Origin of the sequence: Fontimonas thermophila (assembly GCF_900113085.1) — a bacterium.
Lineage (GTDB): Bacteria > Pseudomonadota > Gammaproteobacteria > Nevskiales > Nevskiaceae > Solimonas > Solimonas thermophila.
This window is the reverse complement of record NZ_FOOC01000001.1, coordinates 271,346-295,705: the sequence shown is the minus strand read 5'-3', so window position 1 is coordinate 295,705 and position 24,360 is coordinate 271,346. Positions and strand designations below refer to the sequence as shown.

The following is a 24,360-nucleotide window of genomic DNA, read 5'->3' as shown; positions in this document are numbered from 1 at the left end:
CCATCGATGCACGCTCCCCTGACCTCGCGCAAACTCGATCCGTCGAGCTGGCCGATGCTGGTGCTGTTCGCGGTTTTCCACATCGCCTGCTTCGCCGCTTATTTCACCGGCGTATCCTGGTCGGCGATCGGGCTGTGCGCGGCGCTGTACGTGGTACGCATGTTCGGCGTCACCGCAGGGTATCACCGCTATTTCGCCCATCGCGCCTACAAGACTGGGCGCGTGATGCAGTTTCTGCTCGCCGTGCTGGCGCAGTCGTCTTTGCAGTCCGGCGTGTTGTGGTGGGCGGCCAAACACCGCGATCACCACAAGTACTCGGACACGCCGCTCGATGCCCATTCGCCGCGCCAGTACGGCTTTTGGTTCTCGCACATCGGCTGGATCTTCAATCGCGAGGCCTGCGCCGCCGATTACACCCGCGTCGCCGAGTTTGCCCGGTACCCGGAACTGCGCTGGCTCGACCGCCACCACTGGCTGCCGGGTGCCGCCCTCGGATTCACCGTCTGGCTGGTCGGCGGCTGGCAGATGCTGGTCGTTGGATTCGTCTGGTCCACGGTCCTGCTGTGGCACGCCACGTTCTGCATCAATTCGCTGGTCCATGTGTTCGGCCGCCAGCGCTATCTCACCGGCGATGATTCGCGCAACAACTGGCTGTTCGCGCTGCTGTCGCTCGGCGAGGGCTGGCACAACAATCACCACTACTACATGGCGTCGGCACGCCAGGGGTTCCGCTGGTGGGAGATCGACATCACCTACTACGTGTTGCGGGGGCTCAAGCGGCTCGGGCTGGTCTGCGAGCTGCGCGACCCGCCAGCCCACGTGCTCGCCGGCGAGCGTCCGGTCTCACCCGAGATGAAAGAGCGGATCGCCGCGCTGCTCGCACGCTCGTTCTCGGCCGAACGCATCGTCAAGCGCATGCAACGCCGCTGGGCAGAGCTCCATCCGGGCGCGAGCTTCGAGGAATGGCGCGCCCGCTGGCAGCAGCAGCTCGCCCACGGCCGCGAACAGATCGCTCATCTGATCCACCCCGAGTTACCGAGCCTGGACCAGTTCTACCGCCGAGCGCGCCGGCAGTTCGCACGCACGCCGGCGCTCGAAGACATCGTATCCCGCGCGCGCGAGCTGCTCGCGCAGGCGGTAGCGATGCGCCTGCAGGGATCGCCGGCACTCTGAGCGTCGCCGCGACGCTCCATTCATGCAGTCGTCCACACCGCAAGACCACGGCAGTCTTGCCGCCGATGGGGCCGCGAATGCGCATGACCCCTACGCGGCCCTGCGTTTCCGCGAATTCCGCTACCTGATCGGCGCCAGCTTCCTGCTCAATGCTGCGCTGTCGATCCAGCAGGTGGCCGTCGGCTATGCGCTGTACCGGATCACCGGCGATCCGCTGTCGCTGGGCCTGATCGGATTGGCCGAAGCCATTCCGTTCATTGCACTCGCGTTGTTCGGCGGGCATCTCGCCGACCGCCGCGACAAGCGTGCGCTGATGCGTGCCAGCCTGTGTGTCGTGTTCCTCGCCACCAGTCTGCTGGCGCTGATCTCGCAGCCTGAAATCCGCGCGGCGCTGTCGCAGACTGCCTGGCTGTGGGCGGTTTATCTGTCGATTGGCGTGCTGGGGCTCGCACGCGGCGTACTGTCGCCGGCGGCCGCAGCCTTGCGCGCCTTTCTCGTGCCGCGCACGGCCTATCCCAGCGCCGCCACCTGGTCGAGCACGCTGTTCCAGGCGGCATCGATCCTGGGGCCGGTCGCGGGCGGTTTGGCCTACGCGGGGCTGGGCCTGACCGGCGCGCTGCTGCTGACCCTGGCATTGACCGTTTTCGCCGAACGCCTCGTCGCCCGCATCGCGCCACGACCGGCACCGGCAGATCCTCAGATGCGTGCTCCGATCTGGCAGTCGCTGCGCGAGGGGCTCGCTTACGTGCGGCGCACGAAGATCATCTTCTATGCGATCACGCTGGACATGTTCTCGGTGCTGTTCGGCGGCGTCGTGGCAATCCTGCCGGTCTTCGCCGAAGACATCTTGCGCATAGGCCCAGAGGGTTTGGGTGTGCTGCGCAGCGCGCCGGCACTCGGCGCGATGCTGACGGTTCTGGCATGCACGTGGCTGTCACCGATCCGCCACGCCTGGCGCAATCTGCTGCTTGCCGTTGCCGGCTTTGGCATGGCGACGCTGGTATTCGCCGTTTCGGAACGGCTGTGGCTGTCGGCGGCGGCGCTGTTCTTGACCGGCGTCTTCGACAGCATCAGCGTTGTCATCCGGCAAACCATTCTGCAGATGATTCCGCCGGATCATCTGCGCGGCCGGGTGCAGGCGGTCAACAGCATCTTCATCAGCTCATCCAACGAACTGGGCGCCTTCGAGTCGGGGCTGGCCGCCAGACTGATGGGCGCGGTGCCGTCGGTGCTCTTTGGCGGCGCGATGACGCTGGCGGTCGTAGCCGTGGTGTGGCAGCGCTCCCGCGCGCTGCTCGCCGTCCGCCTCGCGCCGCGATCCTGAGGCTTGCCAATCGGCCAGCCGCGCCACGGTGCGATCGGGCATTTCGGCTACTTCCACCCGCGCATGCAGAACAGCCTGTGGCGCGATACCGTGGTGTGGCTGGATCGCGTCCTCGCGCACGCGCCGAATGCCGCGCGTCACAGCGCGTCGTAGAGCTTAAGCCGGTATTCGCGCGTGCGCTCGTCGGCAGAACCAAGCCAGTCGAAGAGGTCGATCAGGCGTTTGCGCGCGGCGTCGTCCTCGAACTTGCGATCTGCGCGCACCGCCTCGATGAGCTTGTCCATCGCCGTCTCGATCTGCCCGGCGGCGAGCGCCCGTGCGGCATCGATATAGGGCGCGCGCGCCGGCGATTCTGCGAGCGTGCGTTCCGGCTCGCGCAGAAACGCGAGCACCCGGCGCATCGCTTCGGCAGCGGCAAACTCGCGCGCCTGCTCGGGGATGCGCTGCAGCAGCGCCTCTGCGGTACGCTGGTCTTCGAGCAGCAGCAAACGCGCCAGGCGCAACCATACACCGGGCGGAGCCTGCGGATCGCGCGCGGCCTGCATCAACAGCGCCCGCGCCTCGGCGGTCTTGCCTTCGGCGAGCAGGGCATCGACGTCGGCGACGACGTCGGTCGGAGGCGGCGGCAGCATCCGTTCCAGCCATTGCTCGATCACCGACTGCGGCTGCACGCCGGTGAATTCATCGACGATGGCGCCATCGATGATCAGCTTGACCGCCGGAATGCTACGCACGCCGGCGCGCTGCGCCCATTCGCCGAGCTGGTCGGTGTTGACCTTGGCGAGAACGACGCGCCCGGAAAACTTGCGCACCGCTGCCTCGATCGCCGGTGCCAGCGCCTTGCACGGGCCGCACCAGGGCGCCCAGAAATCGACGAGCACCGGTATCTGCCGGGAGCGCTCGATGACCTCGCGCGGAAAATCCTGCACGTCATAGATATCCGGCGCGGCATTGCCGGGAATTGAGCCTGCGATCATGGCGATTCCGGTTGCAAGAGTGGCTTATTCCAACATGAAACCTGAAACAGTGCTGCGGCTGCTGCGCAACGGCGGCTTGTCTCACCGCAAGCGCCGGTGTGGCCGGTGCACGGGAGCGCGCACGGCGCGGCGGTTCATCTCTTCATACCGCGTCCACACCGCGCTTATATTAGAATACACTAATTCAATGGATCGGCGCCGCACGTTTACCGGCAGGCGGGCAAGCACGACCATGTTGCGCACAATCGACGGGAGTCGGCAATCGTGATGACGCTCGTATTGACCGGCGCGCTCGGAACCCTCGTCGGCGTCGTGCTCGGGCTCACGGGTGCCGGCGGCGCGATTCTGGCCGTGCCGCTGCTGATGTGGGGGTTGGGCTGGTCTCTCGCACAGGCCGCTCCGGTCGCGCTCGTCGCGGTCACGGCCGCGGCATTGGCCGGCACGCTGGCAGCCTGGCCGGCGCGGATCGTGCGCTGGCGGGCGGCGCTCCTGCTCGCCGGCGCCGGCGCGGCATCCGCCCCGCTGGGTCTGCATGCCGCCGCTGCGCTGCCCGATTTATGGCTACGGCGCGCCTTTGCCGTTGTACTGCTCGTTGCCGCGGCACGAATGCTGCACCAGGCTACGCGCACCGCAGAACAAGCATTCGAGCACCTGCCCGCGCCAGTGCCTGGCGCGGACGACAGCGGCCGGGCGATCTGCAGAATCAGTGCCGCCACCGGCCGCATCCTGTGGACGATTCCGTGCATGGCGGTGATCGCGCTGACCGGCGCGCTGACCGGATTGCTCTCCGGACTGCTCGGTGTCGGTGGCGGTTTCATCATTGTGCCGGTCTTGCGTGCCGTGACCACGTTGTCGATGCACGCGGCGATCGCCACCGCCCTGATGGCCGTGGCGTTGACCGGATCCGCCGCGGTCGCGAGCGCTATCGCCCACGACCTGCATCTGCCGTGGGCCGTGGCCTTGCCCTTCGTCGGCGGCGCGCTGGCTGGCATGTTCGCCGGCCGCCGCATCGCGCCGCGCATTCCCGGTTCGTGGCTGCAACGCGGATTCGCGCTGCTGTTGATCGGCGTGGCCGGCGCGCTCGCGCTGCAGGCGGGACTTTGAGTGACAGCCCAGCACGTGGCTCCCGACGAGTAGCCGCGGCCGCATCCGGGAATGGCGCGACCAGGCGGCACGCATCACCGCATGCCTGCGCAAAGCCGCGCCCAGTGACCCGGCCAGCGTCTTATCTGGGTTGGCCGCAGGCGAGGTTGGCCGGGATTGCGACGTCCATCAGCCTGGGATCGGGCAGCTTCAGCTCGCGCATGATACGCACGTATTCTTCGCGCGACTTCCCGGCCAACCGCGGGTTGAAGCGGCGTTCCTCACCGATGCTCGAAACGGTCCAGCCTTTGTAGTCGTGCGCGGGGTAAACGAGCGTCTCGTCCGGCAACCGGAACAGTTTGTTGACGATCGAATCCCAGGATTTCTCGGGGTCGCCGTTCTGGAAATCCGTACGCCCGCTGCCGCGGATCAGCAACACGTCGCCAGTGAACACCGCTTGTGGCCGCCGCGGATCCAGCACGAAGCTGAAAGACTCATCGGTGTGTCCGGGTGTGTACAACGCGCGCAGTTTGATGCCATCGACATCGATGATGTCGTCCTCGCGCACGTGCATGGACACGCATTCCGCCTTGGTGTGTTCGCCCATCACCGTGACGCAGCCAGTACGGTCGCGCAGTTCACCGAGCGCAGTGATGTGATCGGCATGCGTGTGGGTATCGATGGCCTTGACCAGTTTGACGCCGAGCTGCTCGATCAGCGTCAGATACTGCGGCAGTTGCTCCTTGACCGGATCGATGATCAAGGCCTCGCCACCGACGCGACGCGCGAGCAGATAGGTATAGGTGCTGGAAGCGTGATCGAACAATTGCCGAAAAATCATGACGTGCTCCCCGATGCGCAGACTAAAAACCGGATAACCCCGGCACAACGACGGCCACGCAAAGGCTTCTTGCAGGGCATTGCCAGTATATGAGAACTATCTAAATTAGTTGAATTGTATTTTCCTGTCGTGTCGATAGCGTGTCGCCATCCCTCCCGCACATCGCCGTCCGAGTCGCCGCATCGCTTGCTCGGGTGCTGGCGGCGCAGTGGAGCTTGCAGGCAGTGCGGCAGGTTTGTACATTAGATTAATCTAAATTAGATGACGAGCGGTCCATGCCCAAGACAGCGAGTCGCGTTCGCACGCGCGCAGACAAACGCCCGGCGAACGGTTTTGATCCGACACAGCTCGCCGAACATGCCGGCGTGGCCGCGCGCCTGCTCAAAGCGCTGGGCAACGAATACCGCCTGATGATCCTGTGCGCCTTGTGCGAAGGCGAGTTGTCGGTCGGCGCACTCAACGCGCGGGTACCGCTGTCGCAGTCGGCCTTGTCGCAACATCTCGCGGTGTTGCGCGAAGATGACCTGGTGACGACCCGGCGCGAGGCGCAGACGATCTACTACCGCGCAACCAAAGGGCCGGCACTCGACGTGATCAAGGTCCTTCACCGCTGGTACTGCGGCGGCCAGCCACGCAGCCCCTCCCCAACGAGGAATAACCCATGAACGCAAAGATCTGGCTCGACATCCCCAACTGCTGTACGCCCAGCGACGGGCTATGCACCGGCGGCCGGCCGCGGCCGCAGGATCTGCGCGACGCCCAGGCCAAGGGCGTGCGCACGGTCGTGAATCTGTGCCCGCCGAGTGAGGATCCGGGATACGACGAACCCGCGCTGGTGCGCGAGCTCGGCATGCGCTACGTGAACATTCCCATCGCCGGGCCTGCCGATCTGACACCCGAAAACGCGCGCAAGCTCGCGGCCGTGCTCACCGCCGCGGACGGCGCCATCCTGGTGCATTGCGCGAGCGGCAACCGTGTCGGCGCGCTGTTCGCGCTCAAGGCGCATTACGTCGATGGCATGCCCCCCGCACAGGCGATCGCCGAAGGCCGTGCGCACGGTCTCAAGGCACTGGAGCCTGCCGTGCGGCAGATCCTCGGCGCCTGAGCCGGTGCACACCGATCCGGCACCGCCGCTCACCGCGCACGGCGGCTGGCACCGCGGGTTCTGTCGGCAGCAGCACGCACGTGCTGCGGCGTCGTCCCGGTCCAGCGCCGGAATGCACGGGTGAAAGCACTTTGTTCGGAGTATCCGAGCAACAGTGCGATGTCGCCGAGCGAGAGCGCACGATCATGCAGGTAATCGTGTGCCAGCCGCGCGCGGGTCTGGTCGAGCACCTGCTGCCAGCTCAGATCGCGCGCCGCCAGCCGACGCTGCACGCTGCGCACCGACGTATGCAGTTCACGCGCCGCGCGCGGCAGTGTTGCAGCGCCCTCCGGCAGCAGGCGCAACAACACGTTCCGGAGGGCACGGTCGAAGGGGTCCGGATCGGGCAGGGCCTGCAGCAAGGCCTGGGCCTGCCGGTCGAGCAGATCGCGTAGCTGCGGATCGGCCTGGCGCATCGGCAGCGCCAGATATGCGGCTGGGAAGCAGACGCGGGTGTGGCGGTCGCCGAAATGCACCGGGCAGCCAAAGAAGGCTTCGTAAGCTGCCTGCTCATGCGCAGCCACCGGCGGATGGATGAATGCAATGCGCGTCGGCGCCGGCGCGGCATCGAGCTGGCGGCGCAGAAAGCTCACCAATGCCGCGATCGCCACCGAATCGGCGAGATGGCCTAGAGGCGGATCGCTCGGCGGCCAGCACAGTTCGATTTCGTCGCGATGGACGATGGTTTGGACGATGTCGACGCCGTAGAACAGCCGTTCATAGCGCCGGTAGGCGGCGACCGCCTCGCCCAGCGTACCGGCACTGGCGACCAGGTATCCGAGTACACCGACGTGTCGGGGCGCGACCCGCGCACCGATGTCCAGTGCAGGCGCGATCCGCTGCGGACACAGCGCGACGGCGCGCTCGAGCCAGTTCTGCCACCGTGCGATCGGTACGGCATCGGCATTGGCGTGTGCCACGATCGCCGCACGCAGCTCCGGTGCGTGCAGGCGCTCGTGGTCCAGCCAGTCGGCCAGCAGCTGCACCCAGGCTCCGGTCACACGCATCATGCTGGTTGTCGGCAGATCGCCCGCAATGGCATCAATCGTCAAAAATGAGGCATGGATCGTCAAGCAAAACACGCGCCCCTTGCCGACAATGCGCGCGCCGTGAACCAGGAGGATGACGATGATCGTGCTGGAGGCAATGCGCGAGGTCTGGACCGACAGCGGCCTTGCAGCGCTCTACGCAGCGCTGGCGCCGTGGCTGGCGCTCGATGCGCGCCAGCTGATCTTCGTGGCCGCCACGCCCGTTTTTCTCGGCGTCGCGTTCTGGGAATACACGCGGATCCGGCACGATCCGCGCTTGATGGACGCCGGCGAAGCCGTGCGCAACTTCATGCTCGGCGCCGGTTACCAGCTCACCGAGCTGCTGTTCGCCGGTGTCATCGCGTTTCCGGTCTATGCCTTCGCATACCGGCACCGCCTGTTCGACATCGAGCTGACCTGGGCGACCGGCGCGCTCTTATGGGTGCTGACGGATTTCTGCTTCTACTGGTTCCATCGCACCTCGCACCGCGTGCGCTGGTTCTGGTGCGCACACGTCACCCATCACGCGTCGGAGCGGATGAACTTTTCCACGGCGATGCGGCAGAACGCCACCAACATCTTCAACGGCGGCTGGTTGTTCTACGTACCGCTCGCCTTCATCGGGTTCAATCCGGTGTGGATCGGCGTCTGCTACGCGCTGTCGCTGGTTTATCAGTTCTTCATCCACACGACGCTGATCGGCCGGTTGCATCCGGCGATTGAGTTCGTGTTCAACACACCGGCGCACCACCGCGTGCACCATGCCAGCAACCCGGGCTACATCGATACCAACTACGGCGGAGTGTTCATTCTCTTCGACCGTCTGTTCGGCACCTTTGCCGCCGAGCGCGAAGACCAGCCGGTGCGTTACGGCATCACGCGTCCGGTGTACACCCGCAGCCTCATCAAGAGCTGGACGCACGAATACGTCGACATGCTGCGCGACATGCTCGCCCCCGGCACATGGCGCGAACGGCTGCGCCATCTGTGGATGCCACCGGAATGGCAACGGCCGGTCCGCGTCCACGGCAGGCAGCCCCCACACTGACCTGGGTTGGTGACGTCGCGCGGCCGCGCGGACGTTCCCAGCCGCGCGATTCTCGGTCTGGGCGCCGCCTGGCAGTCCGCGCGCGATCGCGCTGGTTTTACAGCCCCGCCGTACCCACACGCACGGCCGCAGCCGCGCGTGTAGCGGCACGCGGCCGACTCGCGCTGCGGCGGAGCGGACGGCACTGGACCAGCTCGCCGATGAAGCGGTGCAGGGTTTCGATCGCCTCCCGCCGCCCGTCGCGGGCGTACATGTGCATGTACGCGCAATACCTGTCGTAGTTGCCGAGAAAGCGGTCGATGTCACTGGGTGTCAGCGTCGCGAGCGAGGCGCGCATGCCCACGCCCATGCGCTCGACCATGTCGGCATTGAGCCGTTGCTCGAAGGCGTCTTCCGGCAGCGCCAGAATCGGCTTGCCGAAATGGATGGCCTCGCCGATCAACTGATTGCCCGCGGTGGACAACACCGCCCGACACCCGGCGAGATCGTCGATGAAGCCCTCTACGCTCGGCGCGCGGAAGATGAGGTTATCGTCCTCGCCGCGCAGCGGCGTGCCATAGACCACGACCCTGCAGTCGAGCAGGCGCAACGCGCGCGCGACGTGCGGCCGGAATTGATGCTCGCCCTTGTTGAAATAGGCGAGCAGGTAGTCGCCGGCGGTGGGCGTGGCGCGCCGCACCTCGTCACGCAGCATCGGGCCGACGATCCGCACCTGCGGATAGGCCGGCTCGGCGGGATAGAAACTCGAGATGAGAATGCGCTCGGGCACTCCCATCAGCCGGCGGTAAGCCCAGGCGTCGCGCAGGCCGAGCAGCCACAGATCCGGCGGGAAGTGCGGTTTGCAATAGGCGATGATGCCGACGTGATCGAAGCTGATGCGCGGAATGCCGAGCCGCTGGGCCACGCGGTGCGTCCACGCCTCCGAATCGGAGATCACGAGCTGGATGCCGCGCTGGCGGAACTCACGCTCAAGCTGTGCCTGCCCGGCCCCGCCGAACAGCAGATCGGCGACCGGCGCGGCGTTGCCGATGACAGTCCGCACCAGCGAGTGCCGGCCGGCGTCGTTGTACCGATACCCGATGACCGGGATGCGCACCGTCGGCACGCGCGGCGCCAGCACGTCGTAGGCGTCGCCGCCGGCGAACACGGTGACCTCGTGCTCGGCCATCAGGTCCGGCAGCACGGACAGCGTGCGCATCGCATGGCCGCGTCCGTATCCCATGACTCCGTAGGCGATTCGCATCGGCGCACCGACTCCATTCGTCCCGGCGCCAGCCTAGACCCCGGCGATGACAGCCCGATGACGCCACCGTGGCCGGTGCATGACGGCGCGGCAGTGCCTGCAAAACCGAGCCGCGCCCGGAGGGCCGCAGCCGGCGCCCAAGACCGACGCGGCGTGCGAATCCGAGTATGGGGCAGCCCACAGCCGCGCTAAGCTCGCCGGCATGATGGGCGTACATCGATGGCTACCCGTCCTGCTACTTGCACTGCTTGCGCTGCCGCCCGCGGTTCCGGCGCTGGAGCGGGGCGATGTCCCGCCGCCGCTCGTCGCGCCACAGCAGGACGGCACGCCGCTGTCGCTGGCAACGCTGCGCGGGCAGCTCGTCTATGTCGATTTCTGGGCCTCGTGGTGTGCGCCCTGCGCGCAGGCGCTGCCGGCTCTGGAAACGCTCTACCGCAAGTACCGGGACCGCGGCTTCACGGTGCTCGCGGTCAACGTCGATACGCAGCGCAAAGCGGCGCTGGCCATGCTCGCGCGCATTCCGGTGAGTTATCCGGTCGTGTTCGACCCGGAGGGTCACTGGCCCGGCGCGTTTGGCCTGCGCGGCATGCCTTGTGGATATCTGCTGGATCGCGACGGCCGGATCGTTTATATCCAGACGGGGTATCGCGCCAGCGACCTGCCGGCTCTGGAGGCAGCGATCGTGGCCGCATTGGGGGAGTGACGATGGTGCAATGGCCTTGGCGGCTGTCCGTGTTCGCGTTCGCGGCACTGACAAGCGCGTGTGCGACCGTACAGCCCTGGCAGCGGGGCGATCTGGCGCGCACGGAAATGGCGTTCGAGCCCGATGCGGTGCTCGGCGCATACCGCCGTCATGTCGAATTCAGCAAGGAGGCCGCGAGCGGCGGCCCGACCCTGGGGGGCGGCGGCTGTGGCTGCAACTAAACCGCACTCGCCGTCCTTGTCGGCGCTGACCGCCGCGGCGCTCGCCCTGCCGGGCGTTGCCGCCGCCGAGGTACAGGCCGACGCGCTGTACGCACACTACCGCGAGGCCGATATATCCGGCAGCCGCAGCGCGACCGGGCGCGATGCGCCGCGCTACACGATCGACACGCTGCTCGTGCGCGTGGACGCGCCCCTTGGCGAGCGTGCGCTGTCCGGCAACCTCACCGTGGAGACGATGAGCGGCGCCTCGCCGTGGTGGGTACAGCCGGACCAGAACGGCAAGCCGGTCCAGGTCATGAGCGGGGCGAGCATCCGCGAGGAGCGGGTGGATGTGCAGCTGACCTACGGATTGCCGCTGGCCGGACTGGATTGGGCCGTCTCCGCTGGCTATTCGGACGAGGACGACTACCGCGCGGTCAACGGCGGCATCGAAGCCGCATACAGCCCGCAGGCCGGTGCGTACACGCTGAGCGCCGGCCTCGGGTATTCCTACGACCGGCTCGAACCGACGCGCGGGGCGAGCAGCCCCGATGTGATCGAGCGTGCCGACAAGGACAGCCTCACCGCCTACGCGGGGGTGTCGTTCATCGTCGATGCGCAGACCACGATGCAGGCGGCGCTGAGCCACGGCGTGTACGACGGCTATCTCAGCGATCCATACAAGCGCGCGTTCATCACCGCGAGCGCGGCGACCGTACCCGACCGCCGCCCGAGCGAACGGCATCTGTGGTCGCTGAGCGCGAAGCTGCGCCATTACTTCGCCGGTGCCGGCGCGGCGCTGCATGCGGATTACCGCTATTACTACGACGACTGGGAAATCGAGGCGCACGCGCTCGAACTCGCCTGGCACCAGACCCTGGCCGAAACCTGGCGCGTGATCCCGGCGCTGCGCTGGTACAGCCAGTCGCAGGCCTACTTCTATGCGCCGTACTACACCGCTTCGCGCGGCGACGGCCTTGCTTCCAGCGACTACCGCCTGTCCCCGTATGGGGCGCTGTCCGTGCGCCTGGATTTGCGCAAGGTGCTCGGTGCGTGGATCGTCGGCGGCGGCATCGAGTGGTACGCCGCCGATGCGGATTACGCGCTGGGGTCGGTGGCCGTCGAAAACCCGGGCCTGGTCGAGTATCTCGTGCTCAATCTGCGCCTCGGCCGCCGCTTCTGAACCGCCGCCGGATACGCCATCCGGCGGCGACGCACCTGTCGTCATCTGTTCCCTTGCGGCATCGCGTGTCATAGTGCCGGTGTACGCCGGCGGTTTAGAGTCGGATCTTGTATCGCGGCCTGCTGGAGTCTGATATGTCGCTGGAATACGTGGACGTGCTCATCGTCGGCGCTGGATTGTCCGGCATCGGTGCCGCCGTGCACCTGCAGAACGATTGCCCGCAGAAGACTTATGCGATCTTCGAGGCGCGCGACACGATCGGCGGCACCTGGGATTTGTTCCGCTACCCCGGCATCCGCTCCGATTCGGACATGTACACGCTCGGCTACCGCTTCCGCCCGTGGACCCAGGCCAAGGCGATCGCCGACGGCCCCTCCATCCTCGACTACGTGCGGCAGACCGCGCGCGAGCACGGTATCGAGCGGCACATCCGCTTCCGCCACCGCGTCGTGCGCGCGAGCTGGTCGAGCGCGGATGCGCGCTGGACCGTCGAGGCCGAGCGCGGCCCCGACCGGGAGATCGTGCGCATCGCCTGCAATTTTCTCTACCTGTGCGCCGGCTACTACAACTACGAACGCGGCTACACTCCTGATTTCGCCGGCGTGCAGGATTTCAAGGGCCGCATCGTCCATCCCCAGCACTGGCCTGAGGATCTCGACTACAGCGGCAAACGCGTCGTCGTCATCGGCAGCGGCGCCACCGCGGTCACGCTGGTCCCGGCGATGGCCGAAACCGCTGCCCACGTCACCATGCTGCAGCGCTCGCCGAGCTATGTGATGTCACTGCCCAGCCGTGACCTCATCGCCGATGCCCTGCGCCGTGTGCTGCCATCCAAGGCCGCATATGCGCTGGTGCGCTGGAAAAACGTGCTGCTGTCGATTCTGTTCTTCCAGTTGTCGCGGCGCTATCCGGAGCTGGTGAAGAAACTGCTGCGCAAGGGTGTGCGCACGGCGCTCGGGCGTGATTTCGACGTCGATACACACTTCAAACCGCGCTACAACCCGTGGGACCAGCGCGTCTGCTTCGTCCCGGACGCCGACTTGTTCAAGGCCATCCGCTGCGGACGCGCCAGCATCGTCACCGACCACATCGAGCGCTTCACCGACAGCGGCATCCGCCTCGCATCCGGCAAGGAGCTCAAAGCCGACATCATCGTCACGGCCACGGGGCTGGAGCTGAAACTGCTCGGCGGCACCGAACTCATCGTCGATGGCCAGCGTATCGATTTGTCCAAGACGCTCACCTACAAGGGCATGATGTGCAGCGGCGTGCCCAACATGGCGTTTGCGATCGGCTACACCAACGCCTCATGGACGCTCAAGTGCGATCTCACCAGCGCCTACCTGTGCCGTCTGCTCAACCACATGGATCGCATGGGTTACCGCCAGTGCACGCCGCGCAACACCGACCCGAGCGTCACCGAACTGCCGCTGATCGACTTCTCCTCCGGATATGTCCAGCGCGCCATCGATCGCTTCCCGAAACAAGGCTCGAAGACGCCGTGGCGGCTGCACCAGAACTACGTGCGCGACCTGCTCGCGCTGCGCTACGGGCCGGTGGACGACGCGGCAATGGAGTTCTCGCGTCCGGCACCGCTGATCGAACCGGCGCGCAGCGCCGCGTGAGCGCCGGTGCGCGTCTTTTCCGTCGTCCACCCCGATGCGCGCCGGGATGCTGCCGCCTTTGGCACGATACGAGAGGTATCCGATGATCCGGTCGCTCCGCTGGCTCATCGCCGGCAGTTGCCTGTGGAACACCGGCGTCGCTGCGCAATCGCCGCTCGACGCCGATATGCTGGCGCATTGCGCCGCGCAGGTGCGCCATCTGCGTAGCGCCGCGCCGCGGCTGCTGGAACAGGATGCGCAGCTCTCGGCGCAACGGGAGCAGCTGCTCGAGCGCCAGCGCGCACTCGCCAGCGAGACGACCGGCAGCGACCTCCACGCCCATCTCGCGCGCGAGGCGCAGCGCCGCGAGCTCGATGCCGCGATCCGCGAGCACAATGCGCGCGTCGAGCAACTGCGCGCCGACATCGCCGCGCTCAACACGGTGTGGAAGGACTACGACGCCCACTGCGCCGGGCGCCCTTACCGCCGCAGCGACTTCGAGCGCCTGCCGCCGGAAGCCCAGGCGGCGATGCGCGCCGGCCTTGCCGACGTGCAGGTGCCTTATGTCCCCGCACTGATGACACCGCCGGCAAGCATCTCCGAGCGCTGAACGGTGGGTTCATGCGCCGCAACGACAGTGCGGTACGGCGTCTGGGATCCAGCGCTCACAGCAGCTTGAGCACCATTTCCACCAGCGTCGAGGTCAAACGCTCGCGCGACAGATGCGACGGCCGATACAGCACGCTCTGCAAAATCGCCGACCAGACCATCGTCATCAGCAGGTAGGTGCTCGCCTCGGGATCGTCGAAATGCACGACGCGCGCGCTTTTCTTGCGCCCCTCCTGGGCGATGTGCTGGAGCGTGTCGGAGAGATCGCGCACTTCCGGGATGTCCCAGAGAAAGGGCACCTCGCGCAGCGCCACGCGCAGCAACGCACCGCGTTTCTCCAGCGCCGCGGTCATCGCCCGCATCCAGTAATCGATCCCGGCGCGCGGCTGTCCTTCGAGCGCCACCGCGACGCGCAGGCTCGCGCCCACTTCCTCGACGATTTCGCGCATCGCGCGCGCGAGCGCGCTGGCGACGATCGCCTGCTTGTTCGGGAAGTATTCGTAGAGCGAGCCGATGCTCACGCCGGCCAGTTCGGCGACGCGGTTGGTGGTGACCGCGGCATACCCCTCCTCGGCCAAGACCCGAGCACAGGCCTGCACGATGGCATCGAAGGTGGCCTGCGCCCGCGCCTGCCTCGGCCGCTTTTTGGCTTGCAATTCAAGACGTTCGCCTTCGCCACCGCGCATGCTTCGCCCCTCGCCGGATTCCGAGTGTTTCCGAGCATTTATTCGGATTAATCTTACCGATCGGGTGCGAAGGCGGGGCGGCCGCTGTGCCGAGCCCGCGGTGGAAGGAGAGCGCACATGCGCGTGACACGATACGGCGGAGCGGTGGGCCTGCTCGTGGCTGCATGCCTGGGCGGCTGCGCCGGCGAATACGCAGGCGACGTCGGCAATGGCGCGGGCGGCGGCCCGGCGCCTGGCGGTTCCTTCAGCGTCGAGGGTTTTTTCGCGCAGCGCGTGCAACCGCGCCTTGCGTTCTGCCGCACGTGCCACATCCCTGGCGGGGTCGCCGACGTCGAGGACGGCGACGATCTGATGCTGTCGAGAAATCCCGCGCAGGATCTCGCCAATCTGCGCGCATCCTGGCTGCGGCTGGGCGGCAACAACCCGGTCTCGCGCATCCTGCTGATGGCTTCCGGTGGCGAAACCCCGCACAGCGGCGGTCAGCCCTGGCCCCGCGACAGCGCAGCCTATGCCGATGTGGCGATCCTGTTCCGCTGCTTCGAAAACCCGGTCGGCTGCCTCGACGGCGTCGGCGGCACCCCCGTGGCGGAGGAAGCGCCGCTGCTCGGCAGCAAGCGCGGCGGCCATGTGTTCGCGGACTACTGCGCGGACAAGCCGGACGATGCGCCGCTGCCGGTCGATCCGCGGTCGCGGATCCGGCCCGGCGTCAATGCCGACCGGGCGGTGTACTTCAACGCGTACTGGGAGGAATGCCACGTCAACCTGCCGGATCAGCCGCATCCCAAAACCTGCGGCGAATACCGCGCGCGCCGCGACCGCGGCCTGCATTTCCTGATCGACGAGCTGCCGGTTGCGGCGATGTCGGCGGAAGAGTTCAACAACACCTGGCAGAAATGGGGGCTGACCGAGCGCCCCGAGAATTTCGACGCGCTGTACCGCCTGCGCTACGGCCTCAACGAAGCGCCGTTCCACAATCCATATCCGTTGCCCGGCGAGGATCCGAACGCCACGAATGGCGGTTCCGGGCAATTGCCGCTGGGCCTGCGCCAGCTCAAGGACGAAAACGGGCGCTGGACCGGCGTGATCGGCACCGCCGCCTGCTTCCAGTGCCATGGCGGCCAGATCGGTGAGGCTGACGAGCCCGGCGGCAACCGCGTCGGCCTTGCCCATCTGGGTCTTGGCAACAACAACTACGACGTGCAGATGAACGCGCAGGATAACTCGCCGTTCGCGCGCACACCGCTGTCCACGCTGCTACCGCCAACCGACATCAACAGCCTGTTCAACATCGGCATCAAGCAACGCGGCCAGAACAATGCGGTCGGCGCCTTCGAGTTCCTGGTCACCGTCCTCGATCTCGATTCCTTGGGGGTCAATCCCAATCCGCTGAAAACCCTCGCCGAGACCAGCGGACCGGTCGATCAGGCGCATCCGCTCGCGCACACGCAGGACACGCCGGCGTGGTGGAACATGGGTTCACGGCCGCGCAAGTTTTTCGACGCCGGGGTGTCCAACGACAGCACGCGCATCATCATGGCTGCCGGTCCGGGTGAATTCCAGGAACTGTTCACGCTCGACGGCGCCTACTACCGCGCGCGTATCGAGGAATGGGACCAGGATCTGGAGGCGTTCTTCCTGTCACTGCGTTCGCCGCCGTACCCAGGCCCGATCGACCTGGCCTTGGCCGAGCAGGGGGCGGTGCTGTTCCACACCAAGGACCTGTGGGCCGAGCCCGGCAACGCCCAGGCACCGCGACCGCCGGGCGGCAACGGCTCCTGTGCGAGCTGCCACGGCGTCTATTCGCCGCGCTTTGTCCACGACCCGGCCTTCCTCGAATCGCCGGATTTCGAAGGCATCGCCGCGCACATCTCGCCGCTGGAGGTGATCGGCACCGACCGCGCACGCTCGGACATGCTGACGCCGACACTGCGCACACGCTGGGACACGACGTTCTGGGGTTATCACGACAACGTCGAGGGTTATGTCGCGCCGGAGGACAAAAACCCACTCGTCGAGGCAGCGGACGACCTCTATCCGGCCGCGCTGCGTCCGCAGGGCGTCTGCGGCTGGGAGAAAGACGTGATCGGCTACCAGGCGCCGCCGCTGTACGGCGTCTGGGCAACCGCCCCGTATTTCCACAATGGCTCGGTGCCCACCGTCGAACAGGTGCTCGATTCATCCAAGCGCGTGCCGATCTGGCGCCGCAAGCTGCGCGAGGAGCGCGGCATCAAGGGCTACGACCAGCGCATCAGCGTGGCCTATGACCACGTGGCGCTGGGCTGGAAACACGACGTGCTGCAGTGCACGGACATCCCCGGCAGCACTCTCGCCAACTGCAATCCGGTGAACGACCAGGGTCCTTCGCTGGTGCAGTTGATGCAAAACTTCCTCAACCGCACGATCGCCTGGAGCGGCCTGATCACGATCCCGGACCCCGCCCCCGATGCGCTCGACAAGCGCCTGGTCTACGACACGCGCATCCTCGGCAATGGCAACGGCGGCCATACCTTCAGCGACGTGCTCACCGAGCAGGAGCGCAAGGCCATCATCGAGTATCTGAAGACGCTATAGCCGCGCAGGCGGCAGGCAGAGTTGCTTTCATAAAACCGTCGCGTTGGCGGCGTAGGCTTTCCGGTCTCACAGGAAACCACCATGCCGAACTTGCCGTTGACACACCTCAGCGCCTGGCAGCGCCCCCTGACGCGCCGCGGATTTCTCGACGTCACCGCGCGCAGCGCGGCCTATCTTGCGCTCGCACGCGCGCTCGCCGGCTGTGGCTCCTCCGATGGCGCTGGCGCCGGCGGCGCCGTGCGCGGCCGCATCGGCGCGATCGGGGCGCTGGCGCCGTCTGCGGACGTGCCGGGACTGCTGATCCCGCCAGGCTTTCGCGCACGGATCCTCGCCCAGGCCAACCAGATCGTTCCCGGCACGCCGCTGGTCTGGCACACCGACCCGGACGGCGGCGCAACTTACGCAACCGAGGACGGCGGCTGGATCTACGTCTCCAATCGCGAATTCCTGCCGGGTGGCGTCAACGCGCTGCGCTTCGACGCACAGGGTGCGGTCGTCGATGGCTACACCGTGCTGCCGGGCGCACTCACGCGTATCAACTGCGGCGGCGGCATCACGCCGTGGCAGACCTGGCTGTCCGGTGAGGAATACGACCTCGGGCTGCTGTGGGAATGCGATCCGCGCGGCGTCGGCCAGCCGCAGCCGCTACCGGCGCTCGGCATGTTCGCCCACGAAGCGGCGGCGGTCGATCCGCGTACGAACTGGGTCTATGAAACCGAGGACAAACCCGACGGCCGCTTTTACCGCTTCATCCCGGATACTCCGAATGTCGGCGGCCGCGCCGATCTGTCCTCCGGCCGGTTGCAGGTCATGCAGGTGCAGGCCGCACAGGATGCCGTCGCTTCGGCGTGTGTCGGAGATATTTTTGCGGTGCAGTGGCGCGACGTACCCAACCCGACGCCGGTCGATCTGTCCGTGATCCCGCTGCCGCTGTCGATGGTCACCGACGCGCTCGCCGGCGTATTGCCGCTGTTCACCGCGACACGCCACCAGGTGCCGGAGAGTACGGCTTTCCGCGGCGGCGAGGGCATCTGGTACCACGACGGCCTGATTTATTTCACGACCAAGGGCGACCGCCGTGTCTGGGCACATGACCCGCTTGCGCAGACGCTCACCTGCGTCTATGACGACGATGCCTTCCCACAACCGGTGCTCGACTCGGTGGACAACATCGTCGTCACGCCGGGGGGCGATCTGGTCATCGTCGAGGACAAAGCCGAGCCCAACCAGCAGGCGGTCGCCCTGTGCGCGGACGGCCGCATCGTGCCGCTGGTGGAAGTGAGCGGCCAGGACGGTTCCGAAGTGACCGGCCCGGCGTTTTCGCCCGACGGCCGGCATTTCTACTTCAGCTCGCAACGCGGCCCCGGCGCCAACGCCAGCACTGGCACCGCCGGGATCACCTATTGCGTCAGCGGCCCCTGGTTCGTGCCGTGAACCGGCGGGCGGGCCGGTAGAATCGCGCCATGCGATTCGCCGCCTTCGACCCATCCCCCCTGATCGCCCATCTCAACCCGGCCCAGCGCGAAGCGGTCACCGCGCCACCCGCGCATCGGCTGGTCCTCGCCGGCGCCGGCTCCGGCAAGACACGCGTGCTCACACACCGCGTCGCCTGGCTGATCGCGGCGGAAGGGGTGTCGCCGCTGTCGATCCTCGCAGTCACCTTCACCAACAAGGCGGCATCCGAGATGCGCGCGCGCATCGAGCGCCTGGTGGACGTGCCGATCCGCGCGATGTGGGTCGGCACTTTCCATGGCATCGCCCACCGCATGCTGCGCCTGCACTGGAAAGAAGCCGGCCTGCCGCAGAACTTCCAGATCCTCGATGCCGACGACCAGGTGCGCCTGGTCAAGCGCGTGATCAAAAGCCTGGACTTGCCCGAGGATCAGTGGCCGGCCAAGACCGTCGCCGGCTGGATCAACGCGCAGAAGGAAGAAGCGCGGCGCCCCGCGCACATCACCGATGCGGGAGATTTCACGCTGGGCCAGTTCGCGCGCATCTATACCGCCTACGAGCAGGCCTGTGCACGCCAGGGTGTCGTCGATTTCGCCGAGCTGCTGCTGCGCGCCTACGAGCTGACGCGCGACTGCGCCCAGATCCAGACCCATTACCGGAACCGTTTCCGGCACCTGCTCGTCGATGAGTTCCAGGACACCAATGCACTGCAATACCGCTGGCTGCACACGCTGGCCGGCGACAGCGGCGTGCTGTTTGCGGTCGGCGACGACGATCAGTCGATCTATTCTTGGCGCGGCGCACGTATCGAGAACATGCTGGATCTGGCGCGGGATTTCCCGGGCTGCGAGATCGTGCGCCTGGAACAGAACTACCGTTCCAGCGGCACGATCCTCAAGGCCGCGAACGGCCTGATCGCGCACAACAGCACACGCCTGGGCAAGGCCTTGTGGACGGACCTCGGCGACGGCGAGCCGATCCAGCTGTATGCCGCCTTCAACGAGTACGACGAGGCGGATTTCGTCGTCGACCGCATCCGCGCGCATCTCGACCACGGCTGCCGGTATTCCGACATCGCCGTGCTCTACCGCATGGGCGCGCAGTCGCGCGTGCTCGAAGAAGCCCTGATCCGCGCGCGCATCCCGTACCGCATCTACGGCGGCCTGCGCTTCTTCGAGCGCCAGGAGATCAAGGATGCGCTCGCCTATCTGCGCCTGCTGCACAACCGCGACGACGACACCAGCTTCGAGCGCGTGGTCAACCTGCCGGCGCGTGGCATCGGTGCGGCGACGATCGAAAAACTGCGTGAGTTTGCGCGCGCCCATGGCCTGTCGCTGTGGGCGGCCGCGCAGCGCGGCGCGCTCGGACGCGCATCCGGCCGGCTGCACGACTTTCTCGCCCTGATCGACACGCTCGCCGCGGACACCCAGGGCCTGCGGCTGTCGCAAGTCACCGCCTGCGTGATCGAACGCTCGGGTCTGCGCGAACACTACCGCAAGGAAAAAGGCGAACAGGCCGAAGGGCGGCTGGAAAACTTGGACGAACTGATCAGCGCCGCGCACACCTTCGAACAGTCGGCGGAGGATACGCCGGAGGACGGCGAGCCGGCGCTCGATCCGCTGACCCGTTTTCTGACCCATGCCGCGCTCGAGGCCGGCGAGGAACGGGCAGCACCAGGCGAGGACGGCGTCCAGCTGATGACCCTGCACGCCGCCAAGGGGCTGGAGTTCCCCGTCGTGTTCATGGTCGGCATGGAAAACGGCCTGTTCCCACACGCCCGCGCCACCGACGAAGGCAAGCTCGAAGAAGAACGGCGGCTGTGTTACGTCGGCATCACGCGCGCGCGGTGGCATCTGTACATGAGTCATGCCGAGCTGCGCCGGCTGCACGGCGTCGAGCAAATCAGCATGCCCTCGCAGTTCCTGCGCGAAATTCCGCCGGAATGCATCGCATCCGTCCGGATGCGCACGCAATCGATGCGCGTCATCCACGGCGTGCGCGCCGCCGCGTACCCACCCAGGCATGGTGCCGCGCAGACGCGATGGATCACGCCGGATGCCGACACGCGCGGCCTGCGCCTGGGGCAGCGCGTGCGCCACGCGCGCTTCGGAGAGGGCACGATCCTGCAGTTCGACGGCGATGGCGAGCGCATGCGCGTGGAAGTGCGTTTCCAGTCCGCCGGCACGAAATGGCTGATGCTGTCGGTGGCCAACCTGCAGCCCGTCTGAACCCGCCCGCACATGACCGGGTTTGCGCCGGAAGCCTTCATCGCGCTCGCGCTGGGCCTTGCGCTGTTGCTGCGCTGGATGTTCGCACCGCGCAAACCGCGCATCGTCGCCGCCGCGCCGGTGCACTGGCGCGCGCGTCTGTATGCACGCGTACCGCACGCGCAGCTGGTACCGGCACAGGCGCGTGCGCGCTACGAGCACTGCGTCGAGCGCTTTCTCCAGGAAAAACGCTTCATCGGCTGCGGCGGCCTGACCGTCGACGACGACATGCGCATCGCCGTGGCCGGACTCGCCTGTCTGCTGATTCTGCGCCCGCAGGCCGCGGTGTTCCCGCTGGTCCAGCGCATACTGCTGTACCCGGACCGCTTTTACGTGCCTTCCACCGAGCCGGACGAAATCGGCCTGGTCAGCGACGAACCCGTCGAGCACCTCGGTGAGTCCTGGCAGGGCGATCGTGTGATCCTGTCGTGGGCCGACGTGCAGGCATCGCTCGACGGTGACGAGGTCAATGTGGTGGTGCACGAGTTCGCGCACCAGCTCGACGATGAAACCCCGGAAACCGAGGGTGCCCCGCCGATGCGCGACTACGCGCGCTGGTCCGCCGTGATGACGCGCGAGTTCCGCCGTCTGCAGCGCCACCGCCGGCCGCCGGTCCTCGATCCGTATGGCGCCGAAAGCCCGGGCGAATTCTTCGGTGTGGTCACCGAAGCGTTCTTCCAGCGCGGGCCGGAGCTACGCCAGCACCATCCGGAGCTGTACGACTTGCTGCGCACGTATTACCGGCTCGATCCGGCCGCGCACCGCTTGTGGCAGGTGCAGCCGCAGGATCCGGCGGCGGGGCCGGATGGGCGCTAACGCAGCCTGATGACCATCGCGTCGATGCCATTCTCGTCGAGACGGGCCAGGGTCGATTGCACCCGCCCCCAGCTCGATTCCGGACCGATGCGCACGCGGTAGTAGGTGTCGCGGCCGTCGATGGTCACGGTTTCGATGCGCGATTCAATGCCGATCAGGGCGAGCGCGGCCTTCTGCCGTTCGGCCTCGGCCTGCGACCGGAACGAAGCGACCTGGATGATGTAGCTGCCCTCGCCGGCGGCCTGGGCGGCGGGCGGCGGGGTCGGCGCGCGCGCGGTCTCCCCGGGGATCACCACCTCCTGGTTCTTGAGGATCTCGTAGAACGTAAAGCGCGGCTTTTCCTTGGGCGGCAGCGGGATGGGCCCGCTGGTGCCGGTTTTTTTCTCGGCAGGCGCGGTCTGCGCCGCCAGCGGCGGGCTTGGCGGCGCCACCGGGCGGCTCACATAGACGAATGCGGCAACCGCAAGTCCGGCGGAGAGTCCGACGACGAGCCAGACCCAGCCCGGCAGCCCGCCCGTGCTGCGTGTCCGGCGCCGGCCGCCGTTGCGTTGGGCGTAATCACGCGCCATCACATCTTCTCCGGCGCGGACACGCCGAGGATGCGCAAACCGTTGCGGATCACCTGAGCGGTTGCGCGGATCAGGGCCAGCCGCGCGGACTGCAGCTCGGGATCGTCCTCGACGAGGAAGCGATGCACGTTGTAATACCCGTGCAAGGCCTCGGCGAGATCCTTGAGGAAAAACACCAGCGTATGCGGCGCGTAGCTGGCGGCGGCGCGCTGCAGCGTCTCCGGATAGCGGCCGAGCAGCGTCAGCAGGGCCTTTTCGTGCGTGTTGGTGAGCCGGTGCAGCGTCAGCTTCGCGGCCTGGGCATCCCAGTGCCCGCCTTTGTCCGCGAGCTGCTGGAACACACTGCAGATTCGCGCATGCGCGTACTGCACGTAATAGACCGGATTGTCCGTGGACTGCGAGCGCGCAAGATCGATATCGAATTCCAGATGCTGGTCGTGCGAGCGCGTCAGATAGAAAAACCGCGTCGCATCGGTGCCGGCCTCATCGATCAGGTCCTGCAGCGTGACGAAATTGCCGCTGCGCTTGCCCATGCGCCCGGACGAGAGCGTGACGAACTGGATCAATTGCACGTTGAGCGCATCCTTGCGCCCGGTCAGCGCCTCGATCGCGGCCCGCACGCGCGCGATGTAGCCGTGATGGTCCGCACCCCAGACATCCAGCAGCAACGGCCAGCCGCGATCGAGCTTGTCGATGTGATAGGCGAGATCGTTGCAGTAGTACGTGGCCGTGCCGTCGGCCTTGATCAGCACGCGGTCTTTCTCGTCCCCGAATGCCTGGGTGCGCATCCACAGCGCGCCGTCTTTTTCGTAGGTCAGCCCTTTTTCTTTGAGCCGCGCCAGCGCCCTGGCGACGAACCCCCCGTCGACCAGGGCTTTTTCCGAGGTCCACTGGTCGAAGCGCACGTTGAATGCATCGAGCGTGGACTTGATCGCTGCAAGCTGGTCGTCGAGCGCCAGGCGCTGCACGGTCGCATAGTGCACGCCGAGCAGCGCGCGGGCGCGCGCGATCAGCGCATCGAGATGCGCTTCCTGGCTGGCCTTGGCCGCGGCGAGCTGCGCCTCGCTGGCATCGTCTGGCGCAACGGATTCCTCCGGCAAGCCCTCGCGGACGCGCGCCGCCGGAACATGGAACGCGCGGCCATGCGCATCGAACAGGCGCTGTGCGCTGGCCTTGAGGTAGTCGCCGGGATAGCCGCGGCGCGGCATCGTCACCGGCTCGCCGCAGCATTCGAGATAGCGCAGCCAGACACTGACGGTGAGCACGTCCACCTGGCGGCCGGCATCGTTGATGTAGTACTCGCGCCAGACCGTCCAGCCGGTGGCGGCGAGCAGGTTGGCGAGCGAATCGCCATAGGCGGCACCGCGGCCGTGGCCGACGTGCATCGGTCCCGTCGGATTGGCCGAGACGAATTCGATCAGAATGCGCCCCTTGCCGCCCGAATCGTCGCGGCCGTAGCGCTCGCCTAAGTCGAGGATGTCCGCGACCACCGACTGGAACGCCGCGTCGGCCAAAAAGAAATTGATGAAACCCGGGCCGGCGATTTCGACTCTGGCCACGCGCGGGGATGGCGGCAGCGCCCGGACCAGCGCTTCGGCCACGGCGCGCGGCGGTCGGCCCAGCGGCTTGGCCAGCTGCAGCGCGAGATTGGTCTGGAAGTCGCCGAACTTCCGGTCCTTGGTGGGGTCGAGCTGAATCGCCGGCGCCTGCTGCGCACCGGCATCGGCGAGCACGCGCTCGAGCGCGCTGGCCAGCAGCTCCTGCAAATGCTCTTTCATCGGGAGGATGTTGGCGGCCGGGGGCCGAAAAACCGCGGAGCGGGGGATTTTACCGCTTCCA

General features: G+C 67.0%; 22 protein-coding genes. 15 read left to right on the top strand and 7 right to left on the bottom strand.

Annotation, left to right across the window (positions count from 1 at the left end):
- The first annotated feature begins 6 nt into the window (after nt 1-6).
- Together BMZ48_RS01290 and BMZ48_RS01285 are read left to right on the top strand one after the other, a co-directional pair.
- Nucleotides 7-1,173, top strand: coding sequence for an acyl-CoA desaturase (locus tag BMZ48_RS01290; RefSeq protein WP_234981457.1), 1,167 nt, complete (start codon nt 7-9; stop codon nt 1,171-1,173).
- Between the two features lie 22 nt (nt 1,174-1,195).
- The gene (locus BMZ48_RS01285; RefSeq protein WP_091530435.1) at nt 1,196-2,497 is read left to right on the top strand and encodes an MFS transporter; all 1,302 of its coding nucleotides are present in this window, start codon (nt 1,196-1,198) and stop codon (nt 2,495-2,497) included.
- A gap of 137 nt (nt 2,498-2,634) precedes the next feature.
- Here BMZ48_RS01285 and BMZ48_RS01280 read toward each other — a convergent pair whose 3' ends face one another.
- Nucleotides 2,635-3,474, bottom strand: a complete 840-nt coding sequence (locus BMZ48_RS01280) for a tetratricopeptide repeat protein (RefSeq protein WP_091530432.1) — start codon at nt 3,472-3,474, stop codon at nt 2,635-2,637.
- A gap of 267 nt (nt 3,475-3,741) precedes the next feature.
- Between BMZ48_RS01280 and BMZ48_RS01275 the strand changes: the two genes are divergently transcribed.
- Entirely contained in the window at nt 3,742-4,578 is an 837-nt protein-coding gene (locus BMZ48_RS01275) for a sulfite exporter TauE/SafE family protein (protein WP_091530429.1), read from the top strand.
- A gap of 121 nt (nt 4,579-4,699) precedes the next feature.
- Here BMZ48_RS01275 and BMZ48_RS01270 read toward each other — a convergent pair whose 3' ends face one another.
- Nucleotides 4,700-5,398, bottom strand: coding sequence for an MBL fold metallo-hydrolase (locus tag BMZ48_RS01270; RefSeq protein ID WP_091530425.1), 699 nt, complete (start codon nt 5,396-5,398; stop codon nt 4,700-4,702).
- A 275-nt stretch (nt 5,399-5,673) separates the two neighbouring features.
- Between BMZ48_RS01270 and BMZ48_RS01265 the strand changes: the two genes are divergently transcribed.
- Together BMZ48_RS01265 and BMZ48_RS01260 are read left to right on the top strand one after the other, a co-directional pair.
- Complete coding sequence (locus BMZ48_RS01265) at nt 5,674-6,063, top strand: ArsR/SmtB family transcription factor (RefSeq protein ID WP_091530422.1); 390 nt, start codon at nt 5,674-5,676, stop codon at nt 6,061-6,063.
- Nucleotides 6,060-6,503: a protein tyrosine phosphatase family protein gene (locus BMZ48_RS01260; RefSeq protein WP_091530419.1), complete on the top strand. Its 444-nt coding sequence runs from the start codon at nt 6,060-6,062 to the stop codon at nt 6,501-6,503. Before BMZ48_RS01265 ends, BMZ48_RS01260 begins: the two co-directional genes overlap by 4 nt.
- A gap of 29 nt (nt 6,504-6,532) precedes the next feature.
- Here the strand turns inward: BMZ48_RS01260 and BMZ48_RS01255 are convergent, their stop codons facing one another.
- Nucleotides 6,533-7,552: an AraC family transcriptional regulator gene (locus BMZ48_RS01255; protein ID WP_091530743.1), complete on the bottom strand. Its 1,020-nt coding sequence runs from the start codon at nt 7,550-7,552 to the stop codon at nt 6,533-6,535.
- Nucleotides 7,553-7,670: 118 nt separating this feature from the next.
- Here BMZ48_RS01255 and BMZ48_RS01250 point away from each other — a divergent pair, with 118 nt between their 5' ends.
- Nucleotides 7,671-8,618, top strand: a complete 948-nt coding sequence (locus BMZ48_RS01250) for a sterol desaturase family protein (protein WP_091530737.1) — start codon at nt 7,671-7,673, stop codon at nt 8,616-8,618.
- A gap of 97 nt (nt 8,619-8,715) precedes the next feature.
- Here the strand turns inward: BMZ48_RS01250 and BMZ48_RS01245 are convergent, their stop codons facing one another.
- Nucleotides 8,716-9,861 (bottom strand): glycosyltransferase family protein, encoded by a 1,146-nt coding sequence (locus BMZ48_RS01245; RefSeq protein WP_091530416.1) that lies wholly within the window; start codon nt 9,859-9,861, stop codon nt 8,716-8,718.
- A gap of 202 nt (nt 9,862-10,063) precedes the next feature.
- On the opposite strand from BMZ48_RS01245, the gene BMZ48_RS01240 reads away from it, so the two are divergent.
- The 5 genes from BMZ48_RS01240 to BMZ48_RS01220 all read left to right on the top strand — a co-directional run bounded on the left by BMZ48_RS01240 (nt 10,064) and on the right by BMZ48_RS01220 (nt 14,161).
- Nucleotides 10,064-10,564 (top strand): TlpA family protein disulfide reductase, encoded by a 501-nt coding sequence (locus BMZ48_RS01240; RefSeq protein ID WP_159431033.1) that lies wholly within the window; start codon nt 10,064-10,066, stop codon nt 10,562-10,564.
- Between the two features lie 2 nt (nt 10,565-10,566).
- Entirely contained in the window at nt 10,567-10,785 is a 219-nt protein-coding gene (locus BMZ48_RS01235) for a DUF4266 domain-containing protein (RefSeq protein WP_091530411.1), read from the top strand.
- Complete coding sequence (locus tag BMZ48_RS01230; RefSeq protein WP_234981456.1) at nt 10,772-11,947, top strand: DUF3570 domain-containing protein; 1,176 nt, start codon at nt 10,772-10,774, stop codon at nt 11,945-11,947. The genes BMZ48_RS01235 and BMZ48_RS01230 overlap by 14 nt, the downstream gene beginning before the upstream one ends.
- A 134-nt stretch (nt 11,948-12,081) precedes the next feature.
- Complete coding sequence (locus BMZ48_RS01225; protein WP_091530404.1) at nt 12,082-13,572, top strand: flavin-containing monooxygenase; 1,491 nt, start codon at nt 12,082-12,084, stop codon at nt 13,570-13,572.
- Nucleotides 13,573-13,654: 82 nt separating this feature from the next.
- Nucleotides 13,655-14,161, top strand: coding sequence for a hypothetical protein (locus BMZ48_RS01220; RefSeq protein WP_143383592.1), 507 nt, complete (start codon nt 13,655-13,657; stop codon nt 14,159-14,161).
- Between the two features lie 55 nt (nt 14,162-14,216).
- Here BMZ48_RS01220 and BMZ48_RS01215 read toward each other — a convergent pair whose 3' ends face one another.
- The gene (locus BMZ48_RS01215; protein ID WP_091530399.1) at nt 14,217-14,846 is read right to left on the bottom strand and encodes a TetR/AcrR family transcriptional regulator; all 630 of its coding nucleotides are present in this window, start codon (nt 14,844-14,846) and stop codon (nt 14,217-14,219) included.
- Between the two features lie 117 nt (nt 14,847-14,963).
- Here BMZ48_RS01215 and roxC point away from each other — a divergent pair, with 117 nt between their 5' ends.
- The 4 genes from roxC (at nt 14,964) to BMZ48_RS01195 (ending at nt 21,952) form a co-directional block, all read left to right on the top strand.
- Nucleotides 14,964-17,417, top strand: a complete 2,454-nt coding sequence (roxC, locus tag BMZ48_RS01210) for a putative rubber dioxygenase RoxC (RefSeq protein WP_143383591.1) — start codon at nt 14,964-14,966, stop codon at nt 17,415-17,417.
- Between the two features lie 81 nt (nt 17,418-17,498).
- On the top strand, nt 17,499-18,851 hold the full coding sequence (locus tag BMZ48_RS01205) for an alkaline phosphatase PhoX (protein ID WP_091530391.1): 1,353 nt from the start codon (nt 17,499-17,501) through the stop codon (nt 18,849-18,851).
- A 29-nt stretch (nt 18,852-18,880) separates the two neighbouring features.
- Nucleotides 18,881-21,097, top strand: coding sequence for a DNA helicase II (uvrD, locus tag BMZ48_RS01200; protein WP_091530387.1), 2,217 nt, complete (start codon nt 18,881-18,883; stop codon nt 21,095-21,097).
- 12 nt (nt 21,098-21,109) lie between these two features.
- Complete coding sequence (locus BMZ48_RS01195) at nt 21,110-21,952, top strand: M90 family metallopeptidase (protein ID WP_200769468.1); 843 nt, start codon at nt 21,110-21,112, stop codon at nt 21,950-21,952.
- On the opposite strand, the gene BMZ48_RS01190 is transcribed toward BMZ48_RS01195, so the two are convergent.
- Both BMZ48_RS01190 and argS read right to left on the bottom strand, forming a co-directional pair.
- A complete protein-coding gene (locus BMZ48_RS01190; RefSeq protein ID WP_091530383.1) occupies nt 21,949-22,521 on the bottom strand; it encodes an SPOR domain-containing protein in 573 nt (190 codons plus the stop codon). The genes BMZ48_RS01195 and BMZ48_RS01190 overlap by 4 nt on opposite strands.
- Entirely contained in the window at nt 22,521-24,299 is a 1,779-nt protein-coding gene (argS, locus tag BMZ48_RS01185; RefSeq protein ID WP_091530379.1) for an arginine--tRNA ligase, read from the bottom strand. The genes BMZ48_RS01190 and argS overlap by 1 nt, the downstream gene beginning before the upstream one ends.
- Nucleotides 24,300-24,360: the final 61 nt, after the last annotated feature.

Excerpts from the sequence above, each read along its gene's own strand:
- BMZ48_RS01290 (WP_234981457.1), top strand. The coding sequence starts at position 7 with ATGCACGCTCCCCTGACCTCGCGCAAACTCGATCCGTCGAGCTGGCCG.
- BMZ48_RS01285 (WP_091530435.1), top strand. The coding sequence starts at position 1,196 with ATGCAGTCGTCCACACCGCAAGACCACGGCAGTCTTGCCGCCGATGGG.
- BMZ48_RS01280 (WP_091530432.1), bottom strand. The coding sequence starts at position 3,474 with ATGATCGCAGGCTCAATTCCCGGCAATGCCGCGCCGGATATCTATGAC.
- BMZ48_RS01275 (WP_091530429.1), top strand. The coding sequence starts at position 3,742 with ATGACGCTCGTATTGACCGGCGCGCTCGGAACCCTCGTCGGCGTCGTG.
- BMZ48_RS01270 (WP_091530425.1), bottom strand. The coding sequence starts at position 5,398 with ATGATTTTTCGGCAATTGTTCGATCACGCTTCCAGCACCTATACCTAT.
- BMZ48_RS01265 (WP_091530422.1), top strand. The coding sequence starts at position 5,674 with ATGCCCAAGACAGCGAGTCGCGTTCGCACGCGCGCAGACAAACGCCCG.
- BMZ48_RS01260 (WP_091530419.1), top strand. The coding sequence starts at position 6,060 with ATGAACGCAAAGATCTGGCTCGACATCCCCAACTGCTGTACGCCCAGC.
- BMZ48_RS01255 (WP_091530743.1), bottom strand. The coding sequence starts at position 7,552 with ATGATGCGTGTGACCGGAGCCTGGGTGCAGCTGCTGGCCGACTGGCTG.
- BMZ48_RS01250 (WP_091530737.1), top strand. The coding sequence starts at position 7,671 with ATGATCGTGCTGGAGGCAATGCGCGAGGTCTGGACCGACAGCGGCCTT.
- BMZ48_RS01245 (WP_091530416.1), bottom strand. The coding sequence starts at position 9,861 with ATGCGAATCGCCTACGGAGTCATGGGATACGGACGCGGCCATGCGATG.
- BMZ48_RS01240 (WP_159431033.1), top strand. The coding sequence starts at position 10,064 with ATGATGGGCGTACATCGATGGCTACCCGTCCTGCTACTTGCACTGCTT.
- BMZ48_RS01235 (WP_091530411.1), top strand. The coding sequence starts at position 10,567 with ATGGTGCAATGGCCTTGGCGGCTGTCCGTGTTCGCGTTCGCGGCACTG.
- BMZ48_RS01225 (WP_091530404.1), top strand. The coding sequence starts at position 12,082 with ATGTCGCTGGAATACGTGGACGTGCTCATCGTCGGCGCTGGATTGTCC.
- BMZ48_RS01220 (WP_143383592.1), top strand. The coding sequence starts at position 13,655 with ATGATCCGGTCGCTCCGCTGGCTCATCGCCGGCAGTTGCCTGTGGAAC.
- BMZ48_RS01215 (WP_091530399.1), bottom strand. The coding sequence starts at position 14,846 with ATGCGCGGTGGCGAAGGCGAACGTCTTGAATTGCAAGCCAAAAAGCGG.
- roxC (WP_143383591.1), top strand. The coding sequence starts at position 14,964 with ATGCGCGTGACACGATACGGCGGAGCGGTGGGCCTGCTCGTGGCTGCA.
- BMZ48_RS01205 (WP_091530391.1), top strand. The coding sequence starts at position 17,499 with ATGCCGAACTTGCCGTTGACACACCTCAGCGCCTGGCAGCGCCCCCTG.
- uvrD (WP_091530387.1), top strand. The coding sequence starts at position 18,881 with ATGCGATTCGCCGCCTTCGACCCATCCCCCCTGATCGCCCATCTCAAC.
- BMZ48_RS01195 (WP_200769468.1), top strand. The coding sequence starts at position 21,110 with ATGACCGGGTTTGCGCCGGAAGCCTTCATCGCGCTCGCGCTGGGCCTT.
- BMZ48_RS01190 (WP_091530383.1), bottom strand. The coding sequence starts at position 22,521 with ATGGCGCGTGATTACGCCCAACGCAACGGCGGCCGGCGCCGGACACGC.
- argS (WP_091530379.1), bottom strand. The coding sequence starts at position 24,299 with ATGAAAGAGCATTTGCAGGAGCTGCTGGCCAGCGCGCTCGAGCGCGTG.